Origin of the sequence: Mucilaginibacter sp. SJ (genome assembly GCF_028993635.1) — a bacterium.
Classification (GTDB): Bacteria; Bacteroidota; Bacteroidia; order Sphingobacteriales; family Sphingobacteriaceae; genus Mucilaginibacter.
In genome coordinates, this window is sequence record NZ_CP118631.1 from 4797859 (window position 1) to 4817570 (window position 19712).

Here is a 19712-nt window from a genome sequence, read left to right on the forward strand (position 1 = left end):
TTACAAACGCAAAACCATGTTAAGCGCTCGTTGCAAACGAGCGCAAGCGTATATTAAATTTGCCCATCCATAAAATCATTCCTTATGAAGACTGAAAAATCAGAAAGCCCATTTGGTAAATTGGGCAATCCTGCTCAGCGCGCGTTGGCTAATGCGGGTATAACATCATTGCTTGAATTATCAAAACTTACCGAGAAAGAGTTTTTGCAGTTGCACGGTGTCGGCAAAAGTTCGGTGCCGATAGTGAAGGAGAAAATGAAAGAAGAAGGTTTAGGGTTTAAAGAATAAAAAAGTGAACCCCTGTGCCTTCCCGCACAGGGGTGTAAAGCTTACAGTATATAATACACATTTGCTTTAGCGGCGGCGGCTTGCACCGGCGCCTTTTCACTCTCATGTTTATCGTTAAGCATCTGCTTTAAGTCGCGTTCAATGGCTTGCGATATGGCAGTTGTCGGAGTGTCTGTTGGTTTGTTTTCAAATGGGTCCTGCAGGTGGATGGCCATTTTTTCTACCAGTAAAAATGCTGCCGCTATAGCTATGATCAGCGGTACTTCAAACATACCGAAGAATTCGATGAGGCCAAATGGCAGCAATATGATAAACAGGTACAGGCAAAAGTGGATGTACAAACTGTAGGTAACCGGGAATACCGTGTTCTTGATCCGTTCACATTTGCCCATAGCATCGCACAGGCGGTTAAGTGTGCCATCTATCTGCACTTGCTGGTAATCATTAAGCCAGCCGTTTTTATAAGCCAGTTTTAGATCAAGCCCGTGCAGTTTTAGCAAGCTGTTGGGCATGTTTGTAAAACGATGAGTGAATTTCACCTCTTCGTCAACCAACAGGTGAGTGTTTTTGGCATATGGATCTTGCTTGCGTAATGATTGACTTAAGCCATAGCACCATGCTATCTGCCTGTAAACAAACCGTTTTTTGAAACCTTCTATTTCTTCACATACAGCGTTATCGCCATCTAAAAAAGTGATCAACTCGCGCACCAGCGATCTTGAATCGTTCACTATGGCTCCCCAAATGCTCCGGGCTTCCCACCAGCGGTCATAAGCCTGGTTTGAACGAAATGCCAGTAACAAGGATATGATGGTAGCCAATATGGCCGGCACGGCAATTGGGATTGAAATGCGGTACTCAGGCAAAAAACGATGGAATAAGGCTATAGCTACAGCATACACGGCAACCAGTAACAATTCGTTCTTTATTTTGCCCACCACATATTTTACCGGGATATTTTCTTTTAGTAACATAGATAGTTGTTTTAAATGATTTTAGTAAATATTAAATCTCCAGCAGCTCATGTTCGGCTTCGGCATTAACTATGGTTAAAGACTGCTTTACTTCAGCTTTAAGGGTAATTATTTTATACCCGCTCCGTTGCATCAGTATGGTAGGGTCAAAACTGTTGGGTGTTAACCTTGCATAGTTGTGATTTTCGGGCATGGCAATCAGGTCAGTCTCTTTTTCTTCGAGATAGTTTTTAAATACAGCTATCGTGTTGCCATAAAAAAAGTCGGGGATGATGTTTTCTATCTGGTCTGTATAGTCGTTCTTCAGCATAGTACAACCGGCGTAAAATTCATCGCTGATGAGCTGGTATTCCCTGCTTCTGCGGGATAATAATAGCAGATCGGATATAGAGTCGGACAGTTGAAGGAAATGAACGAGCGATATGTTGAGCTTTTGATTCGGATAGCGCTCTGCTAAAACAGGTATAATGTTTAATGATGATAAGGTGAAATCAGACGGGATGATAATGTTTAATGTTTTCATGATGATACCTTTTTTTGTGTTTACTACTGTTTGTTGATACAATAGTCGGTACCAGGCATTAAAGCGGTTTAAGAAAGAAATTAGAATGTGATTAGAATTTTTAAAGAATAAAGAAAATGTGTGGATTGGGTGGGGGCCAGGGGCCTGTCATCCTGAGCTTGTCGAAGGATGCGCGCAGAGGCCCTGCCCACCATGCTTCGACAGGCTCAGCATGACACCTTTTTTAACTTTATCATCTTAGGAGCGAGAGCCTGTCATCCTGAGCCTGTCGAAGGACGCGCGTAGAGGCCCCGCCCACCATGCTTCGACAAGCTCAGCATGACACCCTTTTCTTCGCTTGATATGGCAAAAGTAGAAAAGCATTTAACTTTTCTCCCCCTTATAAATCGGCAGCATCACCCTGATCTCTGTGCCTTCGCCTTCTTTAGAGACTATGCCGATATTGCCTTTATGCAGCCTCACTATATTAAGTGCCAGCGGAAGCCCTACGCCATGTCCCTCGTATTTGCCTGTGTTGGATGCGCGGAAAAATGGCTCAAAAATGTGCTGCACGTCACTTTCGGGTATGCCAATACCCTGGTCCTTTACGCTAAAAATAATGCTGTTGTTTTCGGCGTACACTTTAAGCACTACGGGCTTGTTCTCAGAATATTTACAGGCATTGAGGCCTATATTACTTATAGCCAGTTTAAGCAGGTTGATGTTTCCCTCTGTCACCAGGCTATCTACATCATCGGGCAGTGATGAAAAATCAATGCTGAGGTTATTTGCCGGGATTATATGATCAACAGCCTCTTTAACCATAAATGCCATCTCATCGGCGCGGATCTGTTCCCAGTTTTGCTTTTTACCATCGAATCCGCTTTGAGCAAGGCCCAGTAAGCTGGTGATAATATCCTGCAGACTTTGAGTGCCGGTTAATATTTCCTGCAGGTTTTTATGCAGATCGGCTCCCGGCGTATCTATGTTTTTGAGAGAGAGCTCCGCCTCGCCTTTTATGATGGCCAACGGTGTACGCAGCTCATGCGAGGCATTGCTGATGAAGTTGTTCTGTGTTTCAAAAGCGGTTTCCAGCCTGTCGAGCATGTTGTTGAAAGTTTGGGTAAGCTCGGCTATCTCGTCTTTTCCGTTATAATCCTCCAAACGCAAATGCAGGTTGCTGGCGGTAATGGTATTTACCTTTTTAATGATGCTGCGTACCGGCTTAAAGGTATGGTATGAAAACCGGCGACCTATAATATACACGATCAATATCGAAATCAGGAAACTGATTATCAGCACCTGCTCAAGATCATTCAGCTCACTAAGGCCCGATGGATTGGTTGCCGAAACCACAATGATAGCATCCCCCTCCGGAAAGTGGAATATATTGCCGGCGTAAAATACATTATCGGCTTTAAATCTCGATTTTCCGTTGGCGATGATGTTATTTATTAGTTGGCGCGGAACGCCTTTCACTGTTTTGCCTTTTGTATAAATATCGGGTTTAATGATGTATTGCTTTTCGGCTATGAGGCGTTCAAGATAGCGCTGGCGGATTTCCCTGTACATGCCGAGGCTATCGCGATCATTCAGGTGATGGATCTGGGAGGAGATGTTTACACGGGTCTCAAGCCGTTTATAAAAATCATCGAAGGTAAACTGGTGTACAAAATAAAAAATAGCGCTGCTGAATATCAATATTACCGACACTGTTAGCACCAGGAACAACAGCGCTACTTTTTTTTGGATGCTCATTTAAGCCGCGTTATTTTTTAAAATATAGCCCATGCCAATAACTGTATGGATCAATTTGTTGTCAAAATCTTTATCCACCTTTTTGCGCAGGTAGTTAATGTATACATCAACCACGTTGGTCCCCATATTAAAATCAATGTTCCAAACGTGCTCCAATATCTCAATGCGACTGAGCATATGGTTTTTGTTTTTAGCCAGAAACTCGAGCAGGCGATATTCTGTAGCTGTCAGGTCGATGGTTTTATCACCGCGTTTAACTGATTTTTCGTCGCCGTTAATTACCAGGTCGGCAATTTGGATTACGTTTGGCGGCTGTACAAGATGGGTATTACGCCGGGCTAATGTCCGGATGCGGGCATTGAGCTCGGCCAGGCTGAAGGGTTTAACCATATAATCATCGGCTCCGCTGTCGAGGCCTACTACCACATTTTCGGTAGTACCCAGCGCGGTGAGCATTAATATAGCAGCGTTTTGATTGGCCTGCCGTAAACGGCGACAAACTTCGATACCATTGATGCCCGGCAGCATGATGTCAAGGATGATCAATTGAAAATCCATTTTCATAGCCATATCCAACCCGGTTGTACCATCAAGGGCAACACTTACTTCGTGGCCTTCGGCGGTAAGGTCGCGCTGAATAATGGATACCAGTTTAGCTTCATCTTCAATTAACAGGATCTTCATTATGGCAAATATATATTACGCTTAGTATAAACAATAAATAACGCCGATGTTTTCATTCAATCATATAACCGGCACCGTCATTCTTTGGTAAAATCCTTAACATCCCATCAGGGTCTCTCGTAGATTTAAGTTTACCCACAAAATCAATAGTCAATTGGGGTAATCTTCATAAGTTGAACCCCTCCGGGGTTCAGGTAAGGGGTGTGACATTATTTCTACAAACCTTTTCCCCCTCCGGGGGATTTTTACAATTTAATAAACAGGTATTAATTGCACAAGGACAGGTGCACCAGAGGTGCAAAAGGGCTGTAGGTCGTAAAGTTATAGAATATCCTTTGCCCCATCTGGGGCAAAACACGACGCCATGCTGTTTAAGCGACAAGTTTTGTAGGTAAACTTAAACTGTGACTGGTCAAAGTTTAGCGGCAGCGTAACTTCGACCTAAAATCGTGGAAGCATCCTGCTTCCACGACTCAGGTAAGATGCTCGCTTTAATTCTTTTAGGCAAGGACACTCAAGCTGAAAGCTTGAGCTGTTTTGGGACGAAGTTACGCTGCCGCTAAACTTCAACCAGTTTTCGTAAATAAAGCAAAATGCCCGTTTTCGGCGGGCATTTTGCTTTATTAGAAAGGACAACTTATCTCTTTCCCGTCACCCCAAATTTCTTTTCAAAGCCGCTCAGTTGTGCGCTGAACTTATTAAACAATTGCGGCTGTTTATATTGTTTGCTAAACTCAACCAGGCCGCCTAAAATCTGCATTGAATATTGCAGGTCACGATTTTCGAGGTTGGTTTCGCCTTTTTGGAACAGGGCGTAGCTATAATCAAGCTGATTGCTTACATAGTCATCAACCAGGTTAGCCAGTTTGTTGCCAAGCTGAATATCGTTTAAGCGATAGGCGTTTTCTATCATGTAATACTTACGTACCGCTATCTCCAACGAGTTAATAGTTGTCGGCATTACCTCATCATATTTTTTAAGCACCTTACGGGCCGAATCAGGTTTGCCTGCTTTTGCCAAATCATCCGCCAGGGTTGAGTACAGCCTGGTGATAAGCGGGTAAAACATGGTCATTGATTCGTGATCAAGATAGCTGGCGTTTTTCATGTTGCCCCATTTGTATTTGGTCATCATGTTTTCATACATCTTACCGGTATTGCTGGCCTCAAGCGGACCAACTGCTGTATCCGGCTTTAATGGCAGCAGGCGATAAGCAAAACCTTCGTTATACATGTATTTATCTAAGCCGATCATGTTGCTGTTAGGTACAGTAACCGAAAAATAGATAGGACGTTTCCAGTCATTATGGCTCAGGATGTCCATCATAGCCAGTACATCTTTGGTAACATAGCGGCCGCTGAATGTCCAATCCATTTCAGGAGCTATTTTAGCTTTATCAGCTGCCGGCACTGTACCGGTTTTAACAACCTCATCAGCGTTAACCGTTAGTTTGAATTTGTTGGTTGGCAGGTAATTGGCAACATCGCCGTTGTTATACTCAACCATGGCTTCTTTTTTATCAGAGGTGATGAAATCAAAAACATCTTTCAGCTCGGTAGCCCCCGCAATTTTCTGATCGCTAAAGTAAATCACATCACGCACACCCGGTTTAAATTTATCATTCGGCATACTGATCGGCAATGGTTCCGATTCGTTCATCTTGTTTTTCATGCCACGGATGTACCAGTCGGTACCCAGCAGGCTCAGGTTTACGATGCGTACATCGGGGCGTACGTTTTCAACTTCCTGTATATACCAAAGCGGGTAAGTATCATTATCGCCATAAGTAAACAAAATGGCATTTGGAGCGCATGAGTTCAGGTAGTTATAAGCCATATCATGCGGGGTAAGCTTGGTTGAACGGTCATGATCGTCCCACTCCTGGTTGGCCATTAGCAAAGGCGCTGCCAGTAAGCAAACCACTGTAGAGATAATGGCGCTGACTTTTGCATTCAGCTTTTTGCTTAAAACATCGGCAATGCCTATCACGCCCAAACCTATCCATATGGCAAAGGCATAAAAGGAGCCTGCATAAGCATAATCACGCTCACGGGGTTGCAGCGGGTCCTGGTTAAGATAAAGCACAATGGCTAAACCTGTACAAACAAACAGTATAGCAACAACACCTGCTTCGCGCTGGTTGCGCGCAAAATGAAATACCGCACCAAACAAACCAATAATAAGCGGTAAAAAGAACAGGCGGTTATAGCTTTTGCTTTGAGTAACCGAATAGGGCAGGGGTTTGCTGAAATTCCATCCGCTAATCCATTCGCCATCGGCACCTGAATTTAAGCTTTGGCCATCGAGGTCATTGGCCCGGCCCGCAAAGTTCCACAGGAAATAGCGGGTATACATCTGGTTGATCTGCCATTTGGCAAAAAAGCTAATGTTTGAGCCGAAGGTAGGGTGTTCACTTTCACCGAGACCAGTCCACTCACGGTAAAACTCCGGATGGCCGGGCTTATCGCTAAACATCCGCGGGAATATGGTATTGCGGTCATAAACGGTATTGAGTTTTTTACCGGCAATCTCGTATTTGGTTGCGCCACGGCGATAAATATTAGCGCCCTCGGTTTGTGCTGTAGCTTCCGAATCAAAAAATTGGCCATATAATAACGGGGTATCGCCGTACTGATCGCGGTTAAGGTAGCTATTCAGGGCGAAGGCATTTTCGGGATCGCTGTTATTCAGGTTAGGGTTAGCTTTTGCACGCACCACGATCATCACAAACGAACTGTAGCCAAACAGGATAAACAGCAGGCAGATCAAAAAGCTGTTGAGCGCGAAGCGTTTTTCGCGGATCTTTACCACATACTCTAACAAGGCTAAAACTGCTCCGCTTACTATCAGGCCAATAATGCCACCGCTTATGCCTAATATCAGTACAAAGCATACGGCCGCTAAAATAATGGCAGGTTTAACAGGATTTATAGTATAGTAAATGCCTGCAACAATGGTAATAATGAGCAAAACAAAAAACACTAAAGCTCCGCTGCCAAAACCCATACCCAGGGTGTTTACAAAAAGCAGGTCAGAAAAAGCCGCGCCTTTTACGGTGTATTGTATCACGCCCCACAGCACAAATGCCAAAGCCACAACACTTGCCAAAAAGGTAAGCAGGGTTCCCTTTGTAGTAACATTTTTTACCCTGCGGAAATAGATCACCAAACCGATAGCCGGGATTACCAGTAAGTTTAATAAATGGATACCTATAGAAAGGCCCATTACATAGGCGATAAAAACTATCCACCTGTCGGCATGAGGCTCATCGGCATAAGCGTCCCATTTTAATATCGCCCAAAATACTACAGCGGTACAAAGTGATGATTGCGCGTAAACTTCCGATTCAACAGCCGAAAACCAAAAGGTATCCGACCATGCATAGGCTAAAGCACCTACAAAACCCGAACCTATGATCAGGATGAGATTGGTAACATTAAGCTGTTCCTGTGTTTTAACCAATAGCTTTTTAGCCAGGGCAGTGATTGTCCAAAACAAAAACATGATGGTAGCGCCACTGGCCAGGGCCGACGCCATGTTGGCCCAATAGGCTACTTTGGTATTATCGCCCATGGATAGCAGGGTAAATACTTTGCCAATGATGGTAAACAGGGGTGCGCCGGGCTGGTGGGCTACCTGTAAGCGGTAAATACAGGCTATAAATTCGCCGCAGTCCCAAAAGCTTGATGATGGCTCAAGGGTTAAAATGTAAGTTACCGTGGCAATGATAAAGGCTACCCAGCCAAATATATTGTTGAGTTTTTTGTAATTCATGTTCGGATGCTATCTAAAAAACAGGTTTAAAGCAGCCGAAAATAATAAAACTATTGGGATGTTGCCATTAAAACCGTGGTTTTAACGCGTAATTGCAATGTATTTGGTTGTGTTTAAGCGATTAATGAATTATTTTAAAATTCTGTTTTGAGAGTTAAAAATTCGTCTTATATTTGCATTCCTTTTCGGGGAGTAATACAAACCAAAGGAGATTGCCTGATAGTATAATGGTAGTACGACGGTTTTTGGTACCGTTTGTCTAGGTTCGAATCCTGGTCGGGCAACATTAAGATTTCGGATTTCGAATTTTTGATTTCGGATTTATTCCGTTTTAAAAACTTGAAATCCGAATTGTGTTTTAAGAGGTTTGTAAAAGGAATACGCTATCTTTAACAGGATAGAATATCCGATCCGAGATCGAACATCCGAAATCCAAAATCATAAAAAATGCCCTTACAATTTAACCCGGTTAAATTATTTGCAGGATCAGGCTCGCAGGATCTTGCGCATCTTATAGCTGATGCTTACGGCCGCGAATTAGGTGAAGTTGTGATATCGCGTTTCAGCGATGGCGAATACCAGCCGCATTTTAATGAATCTGTACGGGGATCTGATGTTTTCCTGATCCAGTCAACCCATCAGCCTACCGATAATTTAATGGAATTACTGATGATGATTGATGCCGCCCGCCGTGCATCTGCCCATTATGTAAATGCCGTTATCCCTTATTTTGGTTTGGCCCGGCAAGACAGGAAAGACAAGCCTCGTGTTGCCATTGGTGCAAAGCTGGTAGCTAACCTGTTGGTTGCAGCCGGTATTAACCGCATCATGACCATGGATTTGCACGCAGCGCAGATCCAGGGATTTTTTGATGTTCCGGTTGATCACCTGGATGCTTCTATCATTTTTGTACCTTATATCAAAAGCCTTGGTTTAGGTCACCTTACCATTGCATCGCCTGATATGGGCGGTTCATACAGGGCCCGGAGCTTTGCCAAGTTCTTTAATGCCGAAGTGGTAATTTGCGATAAACGCCGTAAACGCGCCAACGAAATAGAAGCCATGACGCTGATAGGGGACGTTACCGATCAGGACATAGTACTGATTGATGACATTTGCGATACTGCAGGTACATTGGCAAAAGCAGCCGGACTGATCATGGAGCGTGGCGCACGCAGCGTTCGCGCCGTTTGTACGCACCCGGTATTATCAGGCAAAGCTTATGAAACTATCGAAAACTCGGCATTAACCGAGCTGATAGTTACAGATACTATCCCGCTTAAACAACAAAGCCCGAAAATAAAAGTGCTTTCAACTGCCGAACTGTTTGCAAAAGCGATAAGCAATGTAAACGAGCATGGTTCGATAAGTACCTTGTTTAAGGTGGAGTAAGAGTTCATAGATCATGGTTGATGGTTCATAGTAAATTGCCAACCGTGAGATAAAAACGAATAAAGATTTTATGGGAAAATAGGCCATGAACAATGATCTATCAACCATGAACTAAATAAATAAACAAATAAATAAAAATGAAATCAATTGCTATTAGCGGTTCTCTAAGAGAGAACGTAGGGAAAAGAGACGCGAAAGAGCTGCGTTACAATGGCTTAGTGCCTGCAGTTCTTTATGGTGGTGCTACACAAACCCACTTTGCAGTGTCCGCAGCTGATTTGAGAGCCGTAGTTTACACTCCGGTTGTTCATTTCATCGATCTGGAAATTGCCGGAGTTAAATCACAAGCTATTATCCAGGACATCCAGTTTCACCCACTAACTGAAAAAATCACTCACGTTGACTTTTTATTGTTAGATGAGAAAAAACCTATCACCATCGAGATCCCGGTTAAATTAACAGGTACTTCTCCAGGTGTTAAAGTAGGTGGTAAACTGGTTCAGAAATTAAGGAAACTGCGTATCAAAGCGCTTCCTAAAGAACATCTTGATGCTATTGAAGTAAGCATCGAATCTCTTGAAGTTGGTAAATCAGTAAAAGTATCTGATATTAAATTAGATAACTTAGTGATCACCAACGCTAAAGAAGATACCATTGTTTCTGTAACTACCTCACGTGCATTACGCCAGGCAGAGCAGGAAGCAGCTCAAGGTAAAAAATAATTTCAGTTGATTTCACAGATTTTTAGGTGATTACACCAATTGATTTGATGAAACTACAAATTATTGAAACAGCGATAGGGTAACTTATCGCTGTTTTTGTTTATTTTGAAATTAAAAATGACCTGGTGAGGCTTTAAGAAAGCGGAGGCCTTGTGCGATTCCCCTCTTGAGAGGGGAGGAGGGGTGTGTTATGCTGAAACGCGGAACAACACACCCCTGCTACTGCACAGGCAGGCGCGCCCCCTCTCAAGAGGGGAGCTGAATCATGGCAACAACCCAATACAATAACTGACAAACAAAATTCCCCCTTTAGGGGGCCAGGGGGCATGAAATATTTAATTGTAGGTTTAGGAAATATCGGTCCGGAGTATGCGGATACCAGGCATAACATAGGTTTTATGGTATTGGATGAAATGGCTAAGCAAGAGGGAGCGAGGTTCCAAAACTCGCGGCTGGCTTATTATACCGAGGTATCGTTTAAAAGCCGTACGCTTTGCCTCATTAAACCTACTACCTATATGAACCTGAGCGGGAAAGCATTGAGCTACTGGATGAAAGACCTGAAAATTCCGGTTGAAAATGTTTTAGTTATTGTAGATGATATCGCCCTGCCGTTAGGTACCCTCCGCCTTAAACCTAAAGGCAGTGCCGCCGGGCATAATGGCCTTAAACATATCGAAGCTACCCTTGGTCATAATAACTACGCCCGTTTACGCTTTGGCGTAAGTGATAACTATCCAAAAGGAAGGCAGGTTGATTACGTATTGAGTGGTTTTGATGAAGATGAGAAGCCAGGGCTCCCGGCATTGATAGACCGCTCGATTGAGATGATCAAAAGTTTTGCCACCATAGGTACCGAACTTACCATGACCCGCTATAATAAGTAACAACGCCGTTACAAACTAATAATTTAGTTAAAAATCCGTTTAAACTCTGATTAGCGTTGTAACGCGGCGTGATGTTCTTACGTCTTGTAAACCTAAATAACCTTATGAAACAAATCCTGTTAACGGTACTTTGCTGCTACTTTTCTACACTCTTACTTGCTCAAACAAAAACTACCACGGCTCCGGCAGTTCCTAATATTATTGTAAAAGGTATTGTCATTGATTCGGCTAATAACAAACCTGTGGGATATGTTACTGTTGCACTCCAGGATGCCGCCACCAAAGCCCCGGTAAAAAGCACGCTGGCTAAAGATGACGGCAGCTTTGAGCTGAAAGCGCCCGAAGGTAAAACTTACCGGCTGGTAGCTGTTTTTATTGGTTACGCCACCAAAACTATCTCCGTAAAACTTACAAATAATACATTTAATGCCGGCCGGATCCTGCTGTTGGCATCGGGCAAGCAATTAAAGGAAGTTACCGTTACGGCAGTAAGGCCGGTGATGAAGCAGGAGGTTGACCGCCTGAGTTATGATGTGCAGGCCGACCCTGAAAGCAAATCAATTACCTAATAATGATGATACCAGCAGCGGAAGCCGCAATTAACAACCTTAGTAATTATTCTGTTACCTGAACCGGGCAAACGTTAAAAAGTGTTAAACGCATACTTTTTACTGTCACACCCGGATATCTTAAACGTCTTATGATCAAAATCGCAATTATGAAACATTTTTTACTAACAGTGCTCTGCTGCTTTGTTACGGGCATGGCTATGGCCCAGGCTACCGCACCGGTTCCTGTTCAAAATATAACGGTTAAAGGCACCGTGATTGATTCGGCCGCCAACAAGCCGTTGGGATATGGTACTGTTGCCCTACAGGATGCGGCTACCAAAGCACCGGTAAAGAGTGTGCTTGCCAAAGATGACGGCAGCTTTGAGCTGAAGGCTCCCGAAGGTAAAACCTATCAATTGGTGGTGGCCTCTGTTGGTTACGCAACCAAAGTGCTCCCGGTAACAATAACCGGTAAAACATTTGATGCCGGGCGGATCCTGGTAGCCACATCAAGCAAACAATTGAACGAAGTAACGATTACCGCGGTAAAACCGGTAATGAAACAGGAGGTTGACCGCATCAGTTATGACGTTACTGCCGACCCGGAAAGCAAGGCCGTATCGGCATTGGATATGATGCGCAAGGTGCCGCTTTTAGCTGTTGATGGCGACGATAATATCAAATTAAAAGGCAGCGGTAAATACAAGATCCTGATCAACGGCAAAGAATCAGCACTGATGGCCAAAAACCCATCAGATGTGTTGAAGGCCATGCCGGCCACTAACATCGAGAAAATTGAGGTGATCACCACTCCGCCCGCAAAATACGATGCGGAAGGTTTGACAGGTATTATCAATATCATTACCAAAAAAAATGCTGACCAGGGCTACAATGGCAGCATCAACATGCGCTATAACACTGTATGGGGACCCGGTTATAATCTAAACGTAACTGCCAAGCAGGGCAAGTTCGGAATTTCGGGTTATGCCGGTTTTGGTAATCAGAAACGTAATACCAATACTTTTACTACTACCCAAACGCAGTTTCAGCCAAATTCAAGAACGGTAAAGTCAAATATATTGCAGGACGGTACCAATTCATTTGGCGGCAAATATCGTTATGCCAATGCTGAAATGAGCTACGAGATAGATACCCTGAACCTGCTTACCGGTTCATTTGAATTTTTTCACGGCGAATTTGACCAGGACGGCTCACAGCGATCGGCCCAGACAAATGCCGTTGGCGATCTAACCCAGGGCTATAACCTGTTGAGCAATGGCTATAATCACGATCAGGGGCTTGATGCATCCCTCAATTATCAGTTAGGTTTTAAAGGGCATAAAGATGAGTTGCTTACCGTATCCTACAAATACAGTTACGGGCCGACCAAAAATTTTACCGACAACCAGTTTTCGGACAGGGTTAATTATTACAATGCCCTTCAGCCCGATTTCAGGCAGTATAATAACGCCGGTAACCGTGAGCATACTTTCCAGTTAGATTATACTTACCCGCTAAAAAAGATCAGTATCGAGGCCGGGGGTAAAGTGATCCTCCGTAACAATTTTAGCGATTACAGGCGCGAGGATAAAGATTCAACCAGCTCGGTGTATAATGTAAACACGGGGCAAACCGGTGAGTTTGATTATCACCAGGACGTGTACAGTGCTTATAACTCGTACCAGTTAAAGATGGACAAATGGACAGGCAAAGCAGGTTTACGATTGGAACATACCCAGGTAAATGCTGTGTTTACAGGTACGCCGCTTGATAAGAGTTATAATAACTTTATTCCATCGGTATCTATCCAGCGCGCGCTGAAAAGCAGCAGTATTAGCCTGGGTTTCACCCAGCGCATTCAAAGACCGGGTATTTATCAGTTAAACCCTTTTATTGATAAATCGAACCCTAAATTCATCAACACCGGTAACCCCGATCTGAAACCCGAATTGAATAACACTTTTGAGTTGAACTACAGCAATTTTACAAAGGGGTCTATCAATGTTGGTTTAAGCTATGCATTCTCCAACAATGCTATCCAGAATGTGACCAGCTTAGTTCAAAATAACGCCGGCGATCATATTGACACGGTTACTTTTACTACTTATCAAAACCTGGGCAGTAACCGTACACTTGGTTTAAACCTCAATACTAATTATTCCATTACTAAAAAGTTTACGGTTAATATCAACGGGCAAATTTCGCATGTGTGGTTAAAAGGGACTTACAACGGCCAGTTTTATAAAAATGATGGCTACACCGGCAACGCTTTTGCTAATATCGGCTATAAGTTTGATGACGGCTATCGCATTGGTCTTAATGCCGGTTTCTTCAGTGGCGATGTTACCTTGCAGGGAAAATCGAGCAATTTTATTTATAACTCCTATGTGGTTTCAAAAGAGTTCCTGAATAAAAAACTAACTATATCTGCGGTAGCCAACAACCCGTACAGCAAGTACCGCACCTTCAGGTCAACTACGCACACGGTTAACTTTGACCAGGAATCGTTGTACCATAACCGCTACCGTAACTTTGCTATCAGGCTAAACTATAAGTTTGGCAAGCTGAATGGTGATATCAAAAAGAACCAGCGCGGTATTAATAACGACGATACCAAAGGCGGTGGTAAAAGCAACAGCGGGGGTAACGGATAATTGTTAAATATATTTATGATGACGAGGCGCGTAATTGCGCCTCTTTTTGTTTTCATTGTAAAAAGAACCGGGTCGGACGCAAATGCATCTTTACGATATTCCGAAATCTGTAAATTTACCACATGAAAGTTTACGGAATAACCAATTGCAATACGGTAAAAAAAGCCCTCGACTGGCTTAAAGAGAATAAAGTAGCTTATGAGTTCCAGGATTTTAAAAAACTGGGTGTGAGCACCGAAAAACTGCAGGAATGGGACACAAAAGCAGGGTATGATAAATTCCTGAACAAACAAGGCCTCACCTGGAAACAGCTTGACCCGGCAGTTAAAGAAAGCATCAAAACCAATGCCGACGCGCTGCAATTATTACAGCAAAAAACCAGCATGATCAAACGCCCGGTTATTGAAGATAACGGCTTCCTTTTCTTCGGCTTTGATGAAAAGGTTTATGCCGATCATTTTTTGGAGAAGTAAGGTAAGTCAACAATACTTAATCCAGCTCTTTTAAAGTTTACATTTTGTGAACTTTTGGCGCCGTTGTTGGTGTTGTTACCATAGGTGTTCGGAAGAAATAAGAAAAGCGTTGGATTGTGCGATTCCCTCCCCCCGGGAAGGTGTAGGGAGGGGTTTCATCGCCGTGTCCTTTCCTTTGAAATAGCGGATAAACCCCGCCCTGCCACTACGCATTCCAACCACACCTCTCCCACGGGAGAGAATTAAAAAATCTTCCGAACAGTTGCACTGTTGTTACCAGCAACGGCACGGAATAGAAATTAGAAAGCCAAAAATTGCACCGGAGGTGCAAAAGGTTTGTAGCTATACAATACCACAACCTTTAGCGCACCGGAGGTTTGCCACATCCATGTGCTGAGCTATCATCTGTATGCCATCTGCTATCCCCTCACCAAATCATTCTCAATTATTATCACCCCCTTAACACCCGCTCCAAATCTTCCTTAAAACTCCGCCCTACCGGAATTTCATGTCCATTCAAAATAATGCGGTTACTCTCCAAACGGGTAATCTTATTAACGGATACAATGAACGATTTATGTACCCGGATAAAACGCTTCTGCGGAAAAATATCCAGCATAACTTTGATGGAACCTTTTAACAGGATCTTTTCTGTATGGGTATAAATGATGGCGTAATCCTTTAAGCCCTGGATGTAGGTAACATCGCTAAAGTAAAGCTTAATGCGCTGTACACCGCTTTTAACAAAAATGAAATCGGTGCTTTCACCCGCCGGCAGGTCATCTGCATGATCATATTGTGCTTTCAGGGCCAGGAACTCCCTGATCTTGTCAATGGCCTGCCCGAAACGCTTAAATGAGATCGGTTTCAGCAAAAAATCAATTACACCCAGTTCATAGCCTTCAAAGGCGTAGTTGCGGTAGGCTGTGGTAAAAACAGTAAGCGGCGGCTCTGGCAGTAATTTCAAAAATTGGATCCCTGTCATTTCCGGCATCTCTATATCCAGTAGCAATACATCGGCATGGTGGTCTTTTAAATGATGTAAAGCATCACCCGCATTGCTGAACAGAAATACCGAATGCACATGATCAATCCTTTTCAGGTAGCCGTCCAATATTTCAAGCGCAAGCGGCTCATCATCTACTACCACAAATTTCAGCATCGCTTCCATACTACGTCCGTCCTTATAACTCAATCAGCAGTTTAACCCAAAAAGCATCTTTTCTATCTTCCAGTTGCAGCGCATACCTGGCCGGGTAAAGCAGGTCGAGACGCTTTCGCAAATTATCGAGCCCTATTCCCCCCTTACTATTATTAACTGCCGATGCTGGTTTGGCATTTTCTATCATAACCTCCAGTGTTGACTGCTCCAGGCTGATATTCACCTTTAGCCAGCCGTTTTTAGTTTGCCTGCCCAGTCCGTGTTTAAAAGCATTTTCAACCAGGGGCAGTAACAGCAACGGGGCAATTTCATGTCCGATCAGGTCCGCATTAATATTCAGGTCAATGGCAGCCTCGCCGCTAAACCTCAGTCGCTCCAGCTCCATATAATTGCTGAGATAGCTGATCTCTTTTTCCAACGGTACCTTTTCGCCGGTACTGTCGTACAGCATATATTCCATCATTTCTGATAGCTTCAGTACCACATCCGGGGCAAGTTCCGATTTTTTAAGTGTCAGCGCGTACAGGTTATTCAGGATATTAAACAGGAAATGCGGATTTACCTGCGCACGCAGAAAATTAACTTCGGCGTTCAGTTTTTCTACGGTGATTTTCTGAATGACTAACTGCTGTCCATACCAGTCCATACTTAATTTGAGCGCCAGCATCAACCCCAGATACCATAGGGTACTGAAAAAGTTGTAGGATAATGACTCCAGCAGGTTACTGTTGCGCATGGGGCCCACCACATAACCGTACAGGTAAAAATCAAACAGGCTTTGAGCGGCTAAATACCCAATTACCGACAGGATAATTGCCGTAAAATACGCAAGGTACCGCTTCTTTAAAAGGTACCGGGGTAAAAAATATTGCAGGTTAAGATAGGCTATAATGATAAGCAGCGCAATGCGACCGGCGACGCAGGCTACAAAGTAAGGCATGCTGGCTTTATATATGAGATACCTTTTCTCATAAATGAAAAAGCCGGTGATCAGTACCCAGTAAGCGCTATGCATCAGGACATGCCTAAAGGTAGTGCCGCGTTTTAAAAACGGCAGCGAGATTGGTTTATCCAGCGCATCCATTTCAGTGTTTCATTATCATTGAGCATAAAGGAAACTAAAAGCATTTGGCCCGCAAAATTATATCGACAAACTGCACAAATAGTAGAGGAAGATAAGGATAAAAAAGCTGATATCTATTATTCCGGTTGTTGGTCTACTAATTTTCTGCCTGATTTTCAATCTGTTTAATATTGTACTTACAAACAATTGAGGATTTCATTTAAAACTTATGATCATGAAACACATCAAATTTTATCAGGCGTTTATAGGGTTATTTACGCTGATCGCATTAAGCTTCACTGCATTTGGTTTCACCAACAAATTTGGACTGGACGGTTACGAAATCTACCTGAATAACAAACTTATTTTAAAACAATATGTAAACCAGCCTGTCAACTTACGGGTTTTACAACTAAATAAGGCAAATGAAGGCGACCAGCTGCGCATTAAGTATACCCACTGCCAAACAAAAGGCCCCGGTACCGGCCGAAGCCTTACATTACAGGATGAAAAAGGAAACACACTAAAGAAATGGGATTTTGCTGATGCTTCGGATTTTGCAATGACAGTGCCTGTAAAAGAGTTATTGCAACTGGAAAAGAAAAACAGCAATCATGAACTCAGTTTGCATTATGTTTCAAAGGAACGGCCAAATGGTGAAATGCTGGCAATGCTGCGATAGAATATCCTTTTAACGCTCCCTCAGGGTCTCTCGCAGAGGACCCTGAGGCTTGCCGAGCTTTAAACATCCAACGGATATTCTAAACATCGAATCAGCATGGCGTATACATCAGGGTCTCTCGCAGACTTAGGTTAACCCACAAAATTCAGCAACCTGAAATTTCAAAACGGGGCACCTATGGAGCCGAAAAAATGCTCTTTTAGGAGCTATAAACACGTGACCTCCCTGAGGCCGGCAATACTTATACGCCTTTGGCCTCAGAGAGGCCACGTGTTTATAGATAAAACTAAAGAAACAGTGGACTCCAGCGGAGTCTCGTAATCGTAAACTTGCTTGCCGAACCCTGTTTAATCAATATTCAGATCTTGTGGGTTACCCCAAATCTGCGAGAGATCCTGATGGGAGGTTAAGCGTGTCGTTTTATTTTACCGCCTTTTCTAAACTGATAAAAAATGCATCTTTGCGCGTAACTTAAGCTTCCCGCTTATCTCTAACCTGTATATATACTATCTTAATATGTCTCTGAAATACGTTATCACATCTTTTTTACTGATCTGCCTTTTTACGCCCTTTGCATCCAGCGCGCAGCAGCATACTCCCGACAGTATAGATGCTTTTGTTGAGAATACCATGCAACGTAAAAGTATCCCGGCATTGCAGCTGGCAGTTATCCGCCAGGGAAAAATCGTTAAATTAAAAGCCTATGGCACTGCCAATCTTGAAAACAATATCCCGGCAACCGATCAAAGTATTTTTTCCATTAACTCCATTACCAAAGCTTTTACCGGTGTAGCAGTTATGCAACTGGCCGAAGCGGGCAAGCTAAAAGTAACCGATCCCTTATCTATGTACCTGGATAGCCTGCCCGCCGCCTGGCAAAAAATAACATTGCAACAGGTGCTAACGCATACCTCGGGCCTGCCCGATATGTTAGATGAAAACGAACAGGTAATGGGCAACGGCAGCGAAAAACTCGCCTTACAAAAAGTGAGCGCCCTGCCTATGGAATTTAACCCCGGCGATAAATTCAGCTATAACCAAACCGGCTATGTGCTCATTGGCAAAATCATCACCAAGCTAAGCGGCATGCATTTCACCAGGTTTATTGAAGAAAGACAGTTTAAAGTAGCCGGCATGAACTTAACACGCTTTGGTGATTCGTATGACGTGATCCCCAATTCGGCAGGCGCTTATACCATGACTAAATTAGTCGACGGGCAATTTGTCAGGAACAAAAAACCGGGAGTGGGTTATATCCAATTCCCCTTATTTTTCCGTACTGCGGCGGGCATCCTGTCTACAGCCGGAGATATGGCCAACTGGGTTATCGCTTTAAAAACGGGTAAATTGCTTAAAGATGAAGCCAGCATCAAAACCATGTGGACCCCGGCCATCCTTAACAACGGTAATATCGGCGGTTTCAACAACTTAACTAATGGTTATGCCCTGGGATGGCCTACTGTAACCCGTCCCGATCACCCGGCTGTTGGCCCGGTTGGCGGTGGCAGGTCGGCCGTGTTTGTGTATTTAAAAGATGACCTGTCTATAGTTGTACTTACCAACCTTATGGGCGCCAATCCCGATCGGTTTATTGATGAAATAGCAGGCTACTATATCCCCGAAATGCACGAAGTAAATGGGTTCGGCCTATCACCAAATCTTAAAAAACTACGGACCGCATTACTTAAACAGGATTTTAAAAACGCTGACGCCGCTGTTAACGGTTTAAAAAAGAAGGATGTTTCCTTTAAACTATCCGAAAACGAACTGAACGGCTGGGGGTACCAACTGCTTAGCCAAAAGAAACAAAATGAGGCGCTTAGCATTTTTGCTTTAAATACAATACTTTATCCTAACAGTGCCAACGCTTACGATAGCTATGGCGAAGCGCTGGAACTTGCCGGCGAAAAAGAAAAAGCAGTTGTTAGCTACAAAAAATCATTGCAATTAAATGCCGGAAATAAAAACGCAGCCGAACGGGTTAGGATACTTTCGGCTAAATAAAAATAATAAGCCCGAACAGGGCTTATTATTTTATGTTCCCTCAGAGTCTCTCGCAGATTTAAGTTTACCCACAAAATCAATAGTCAAATTGGGTAATCTTCATAAGTTGAACCCCTCCGGGGTTCAGGTAAGTGGTGTGAC

Annotated in this window: 16 protein-coding genes and 1 tRNA gene; 10 read left to right on the forward strand and 7 right to left on the reverse strand. The window is 43.5% G+C overall.

Going from position 1 to position 19712, the window contains the following annotated elements; genetic code table 11:
* The first annotated feature begins 84 nt into the window (after window positions 1–84).
* Window positions 85–288, forward strand: coding sequence for a DNA-directed RNA polymerase subunit alpha C-terminal domain-containing protein (locus MusilaSJ_RS19875; RefSeq protein ID WP_274986588.1), 204 nt, complete (start codon window positions 85–87; stop codon window positions 286–288).
* A 41-nt stretch (window positions 289–329) separates the two neighbouring features.
* Here MusilaSJ_RS19875 and MusilaSJ_RS19880 read toward each other — a convergent pair whose 3' ends face one another.
* From MusilaSJ_RS19880 to MusilaSJ_RS19900, 5 genes are all read right to left on the reverse strand, one after another.
* Window positions 330–1262 (reverse strand): bestrophin family protein, encoded by a 933-nt coding sequence (locus MusilaSJ_RS19880; RefSeq protein ID WP_274986589.1) that lies wholly within the window; start codon window positions 1260–1262, stop codon window positions 330–332.
* 31 nt (window positions 1263–1293) lie between these two features.
* Window positions 1294–1785 carry a hypothetical protein gene (locus tag MusilaSJ_RS19885; RefSeq protein ID WP_274986590.1) on the reverse strand — a complete coding sequence of 164 codons (492 nt, stop codon included), beginning with the start codon at window positions 1783–1785 and terminating at the stop codon, window positions 1294–1296.
* Between the two features lie 363 nt (window positions 1786–2148).
* Window positions 2149–3522 (reverse strand): HAMP domain-containing sensor histidine kinase, encoded by a 1374-nt coding sequence (locus MusilaSJ_RS19890; RefSeq protein ID WP_274986591.1) that lies wholly within the window; start codon window positions 3520–3522, stop codon window positions 2149–2151.
* Window positions 3523–4206 carry a response regulator transcription factor gene (locus MusilaSJ_RS19895; protein ID WP_274986592.1) on the reverse strand — a complete coding sequence of 228 codons (684 nt, stop codon included), beginning with the start codon at window positions 4204–4206 and terminating at the stop codon, window positions 3523–3525.
* A 637-nt stretch (window positions 4207–4843) separates the two neighbouring features.
* Complete coding sequence (locus tag MusilaSJ_RS19900) at window positions 4844–7981, reverse strand: glycosyltransferase family 117 protein (protein WP_274986593.1); 3138 nt, start codon at window positions 7979–7981, stop codon at window positions 4844–4846.
* A gap of 213 nt (window positions 7982–8194) precedes the next feature.
* Between MusilaSJ_RS19900 and MusilaSJ_RS19905 the strand changes: the two genes are divergently transcribed.
* From MusilaSJ_RS19905 to MusilaSJ_RS19935, 7 genes are all read left to right on the forward strand, one after another.
* Window positions 8195–8265: transfer RNA gene (locus MusilaSJ_RS19905), tRNA-Gln, on the forward strand.
* 163 nt (window positions 8266–8428) lie between these two features.
* On the forward strand, window positions 8429–9373 hold the full coding sequence (locus MusilaSJ_RS19910; RefSeq protein ID WP_274986594.1) for a ribose-phosphate pyrophosphokinase: 945 nt from the start codon (window positions 8429–8431) through the stop codon (window positions 9371–9373).
* 137 nt (window positions 9374–9510) lie between these two features.
* A complete protein-coding gene (locus MusilaSJ_RS19915) occupies window positions 9511–10095 on the forward strand; it encodes a 50S ribosomal protein L25/general stress protein Ctc (RefSeq protein ID WP_274986595.1) in 585 nt (194 codons plus the stop codon).
* Between the two features lie 326 nt (window positions 10096–10421).
* On the forward strand, window positions 10422–10982 hold the full coding sequence (pth, locus tag MusilaSJ_RS19920; RefSeq protein WP_274986596.1) for an aminoacyl-tRNA hydrolase: 561 nt from the start codon (window positions 10422–10424) through the stop codon (window positions 10980–10982).
* Window positions 10983–11086: 104 nt separating this feature from the next.
* Entirely contained in the window at window positions 11087–11551 is a 465-nt protein-coding gene (locus MusilaSJ_RS19925) for a carboxypeptidase-like regulatory domain-containing protein (RefSeq protein WP_274986597.1), read from the forward strand.
* A 149-nt stretch (window positions 11552–11700) separates the two neighbouring features.
* Window positions 11701–14187, forward strand: a complete 2487-nt coding sequence (locus MusilaSJ_RS19930; RefSeq protein ID WP_274986598.1) for a TonB-dependent receptor domain-containing protein — start codon at window positions 11701–11703, stop codon at window positions 14185–14187.
* 122 nt (window positions 14188–14309) lie between these two features.
* On the forward strand, window positions 14310–14660 hold the full coding sequence (locus MusilaSJ_RS19935; RefSeq protein ID WP_274986599.1) for a Spx/MgsR family RNA polymerase-binding regulatory protein: 351 nt from the start codon (window positions 14310–14312) through the stop codon (window positions 14658–14660).
* Between the two features lie 451 nt (window positions 14661–15111).
* Here MusilaSJ_RS19935 and MusilaSJ_RS19940 read toward each other — a convergent pair whose 3' ends face one another.
* Both MusilaSJ_RS19940 and MusilaSJ_RS19945 read right to left on the reverse strand, forming a co-directional pair.
* Window positions 15112–15855, reverse strand: a complete 744-nt coding sequence (locus MusilaSJ_RS19940; RefSeq protein WP_274986600.1) for a LytR/AlgR family response regulator transcription factor — start codon at window positions 15853–15855, stop codon at window positions 15112–15114.
* Window positions 15845–16906, reverse strand: coding sequence for a sensor histidine kinase (locus tag MusilaSJ_RS19945; protein ID WP_274986601.1), 1062 nt, complete (start codon window positions 16904–16906; stop codon window positions 15845–15847). The genes MusilaSJ_RS19940 and MusilaSJ_RS19945 overlap by 11 nt, the downstream gene beginning before the upstream one ends.
* A 214-nt stretch (window positions 16907–17120) precedes the next feature.
* Here MusilaSJ_RS19945 and MusilaSJ_RS19950 point away from each other — a divergent pair, with 214 nt between their 5' ends.
* Together MusilaSJ_RS19950 and MusilaSJ_RS19955 are read left to right on the forward strand one after the other, a co-directional pair.
* Window positions 17121–17567, forward strand: a complete 447-nt coding sequence (locus MusilaSJ_RS19950; RefSeq protein WP_274986602.1) for a hypothetical protein — start codon at window positions 17121–17123, stop codon at window positions 17565–17567.
* A 516-nt stretch (window positions 17568–18083) separates the two neighbouring features.
* On the forward strand, window positions 18084–19571 hold the full coding sequence (locus MusilaSJ_RS19955) for a serine hydrolase domain-containing protein (protein WP_274986603.1): 1488 nt from the start codon (window positions 18084–18086) through the stop codon (window positions 19569–19571).
* Window positions 19572–19712: the final 141 nt, after the last annotated feature.

Bases quoted from the DNA above. Each gene is read 5' to 3' on its own strand.
- MusilaSJ_RS19945 (WP_274986601.1), bottom strand. From the start codon at position 16,906: ATGGATGCGCTGGATAAACCAATCTCGCTGCCGTTTTTAAAACGCGGC.
- pth (WP_274986596.1), top strand. From the start codon at position 10,422: ATGAAATATTTAATTGTAGGTTTAGGAAATATCGGTCCGGAGTATGCG.
- MusilaSJ_RS19915 (WP_274986595.1), top strand. From the start codon at position 9,511: ATGAAATCAATTGCTATTAGCGGTTCTCTAAGAGAGAACGTAGGGAAA.
- MusilaSJ_RS19925 (WP_274986597.1), top strand. From the start codon at position 11,087: ATGAAACAAATCCTGTTAACGGTACTTTGCTGCTACTTTTCTACACTC.
- MusilaSJ_RS19935 (WP_274986599.1), top strand. From the start codon at position 14,310: ATGAAAGTTTACGGAATAACCAATTGCAATACGGTAAAAAAAGCCCTC.
- MusilaSJ_RS19885 (WP_274986590.1), bottom strand. From the start codon at position 1,785: ATGAAAACATTAAACATTATCATCCCGTCTGATTTCACCTTATCATCA.
- MusilaSJ_RS19910 (WP_274986594.1), top strand. From the start codon at position 8,429: ATGCCCTTACAATTTAACCCGGTTAAATTATTTGCAGGATCAGGCTCG.
- MusilaSJ_RS19955 (WP_274986603.1), top strand. From the start codon at position 18,084: ATGTCTCTGAAATACGTTATCACATCTTTTTTACTGATCTGCCTTTTT.
- MusilaSJ_RS19890 (WP_274986591.1), bottom strand. From the start codon at position 3,522: ATGAGCATCCAAAAAAAAGTAGCGCTGTTGTTCCTGGTGCTAACAGTG.
- MusilaSJ_RS19950 (WP_274986602.1), top strand. From the start codon at position 17,121: ATGAAACACATCAAATTTTATCAGGCGTTTATAGGGTTATTTACGCTG.
- MusilaSJ_RS19880 (WP_274986589.1), bottom strand. From the start codon at position 1,262: ATGTTACTAAAAGAAAATATCCCGGTAAAATATGTGGTGGGCAAAATA.
- MusilaSJ_RS19895 (WP_274986592.1), bottom strand. From the start codon at position 4,206: ATGAAGATCCTGTTAATTGAAGATGAAGCTAAACTGGTATCCATTATT.
- MusilaSJ_RS19900 (WP_274986593.1), bottom strand. From the start codon at position 7,981: ATGAATTACAAAAAACTCAACAATATATTTGGCTGGGTAGCCTTTATC.
- MusilaSJ_RS19875 (WP_274986588.1), top strand. From the start codon at position 85: ATGAAGACTGAAAAATCAGAAAGCCCATTTGGTAAATTGGGCAATCCT.
- MusilaSJ_RS19930 (WP_274986598.1), top strand. From the start codon at position 11,701: ATGAAACATTTTTTACTAACAGTGCTCTGCTGCTTTGTTACGGGCATG.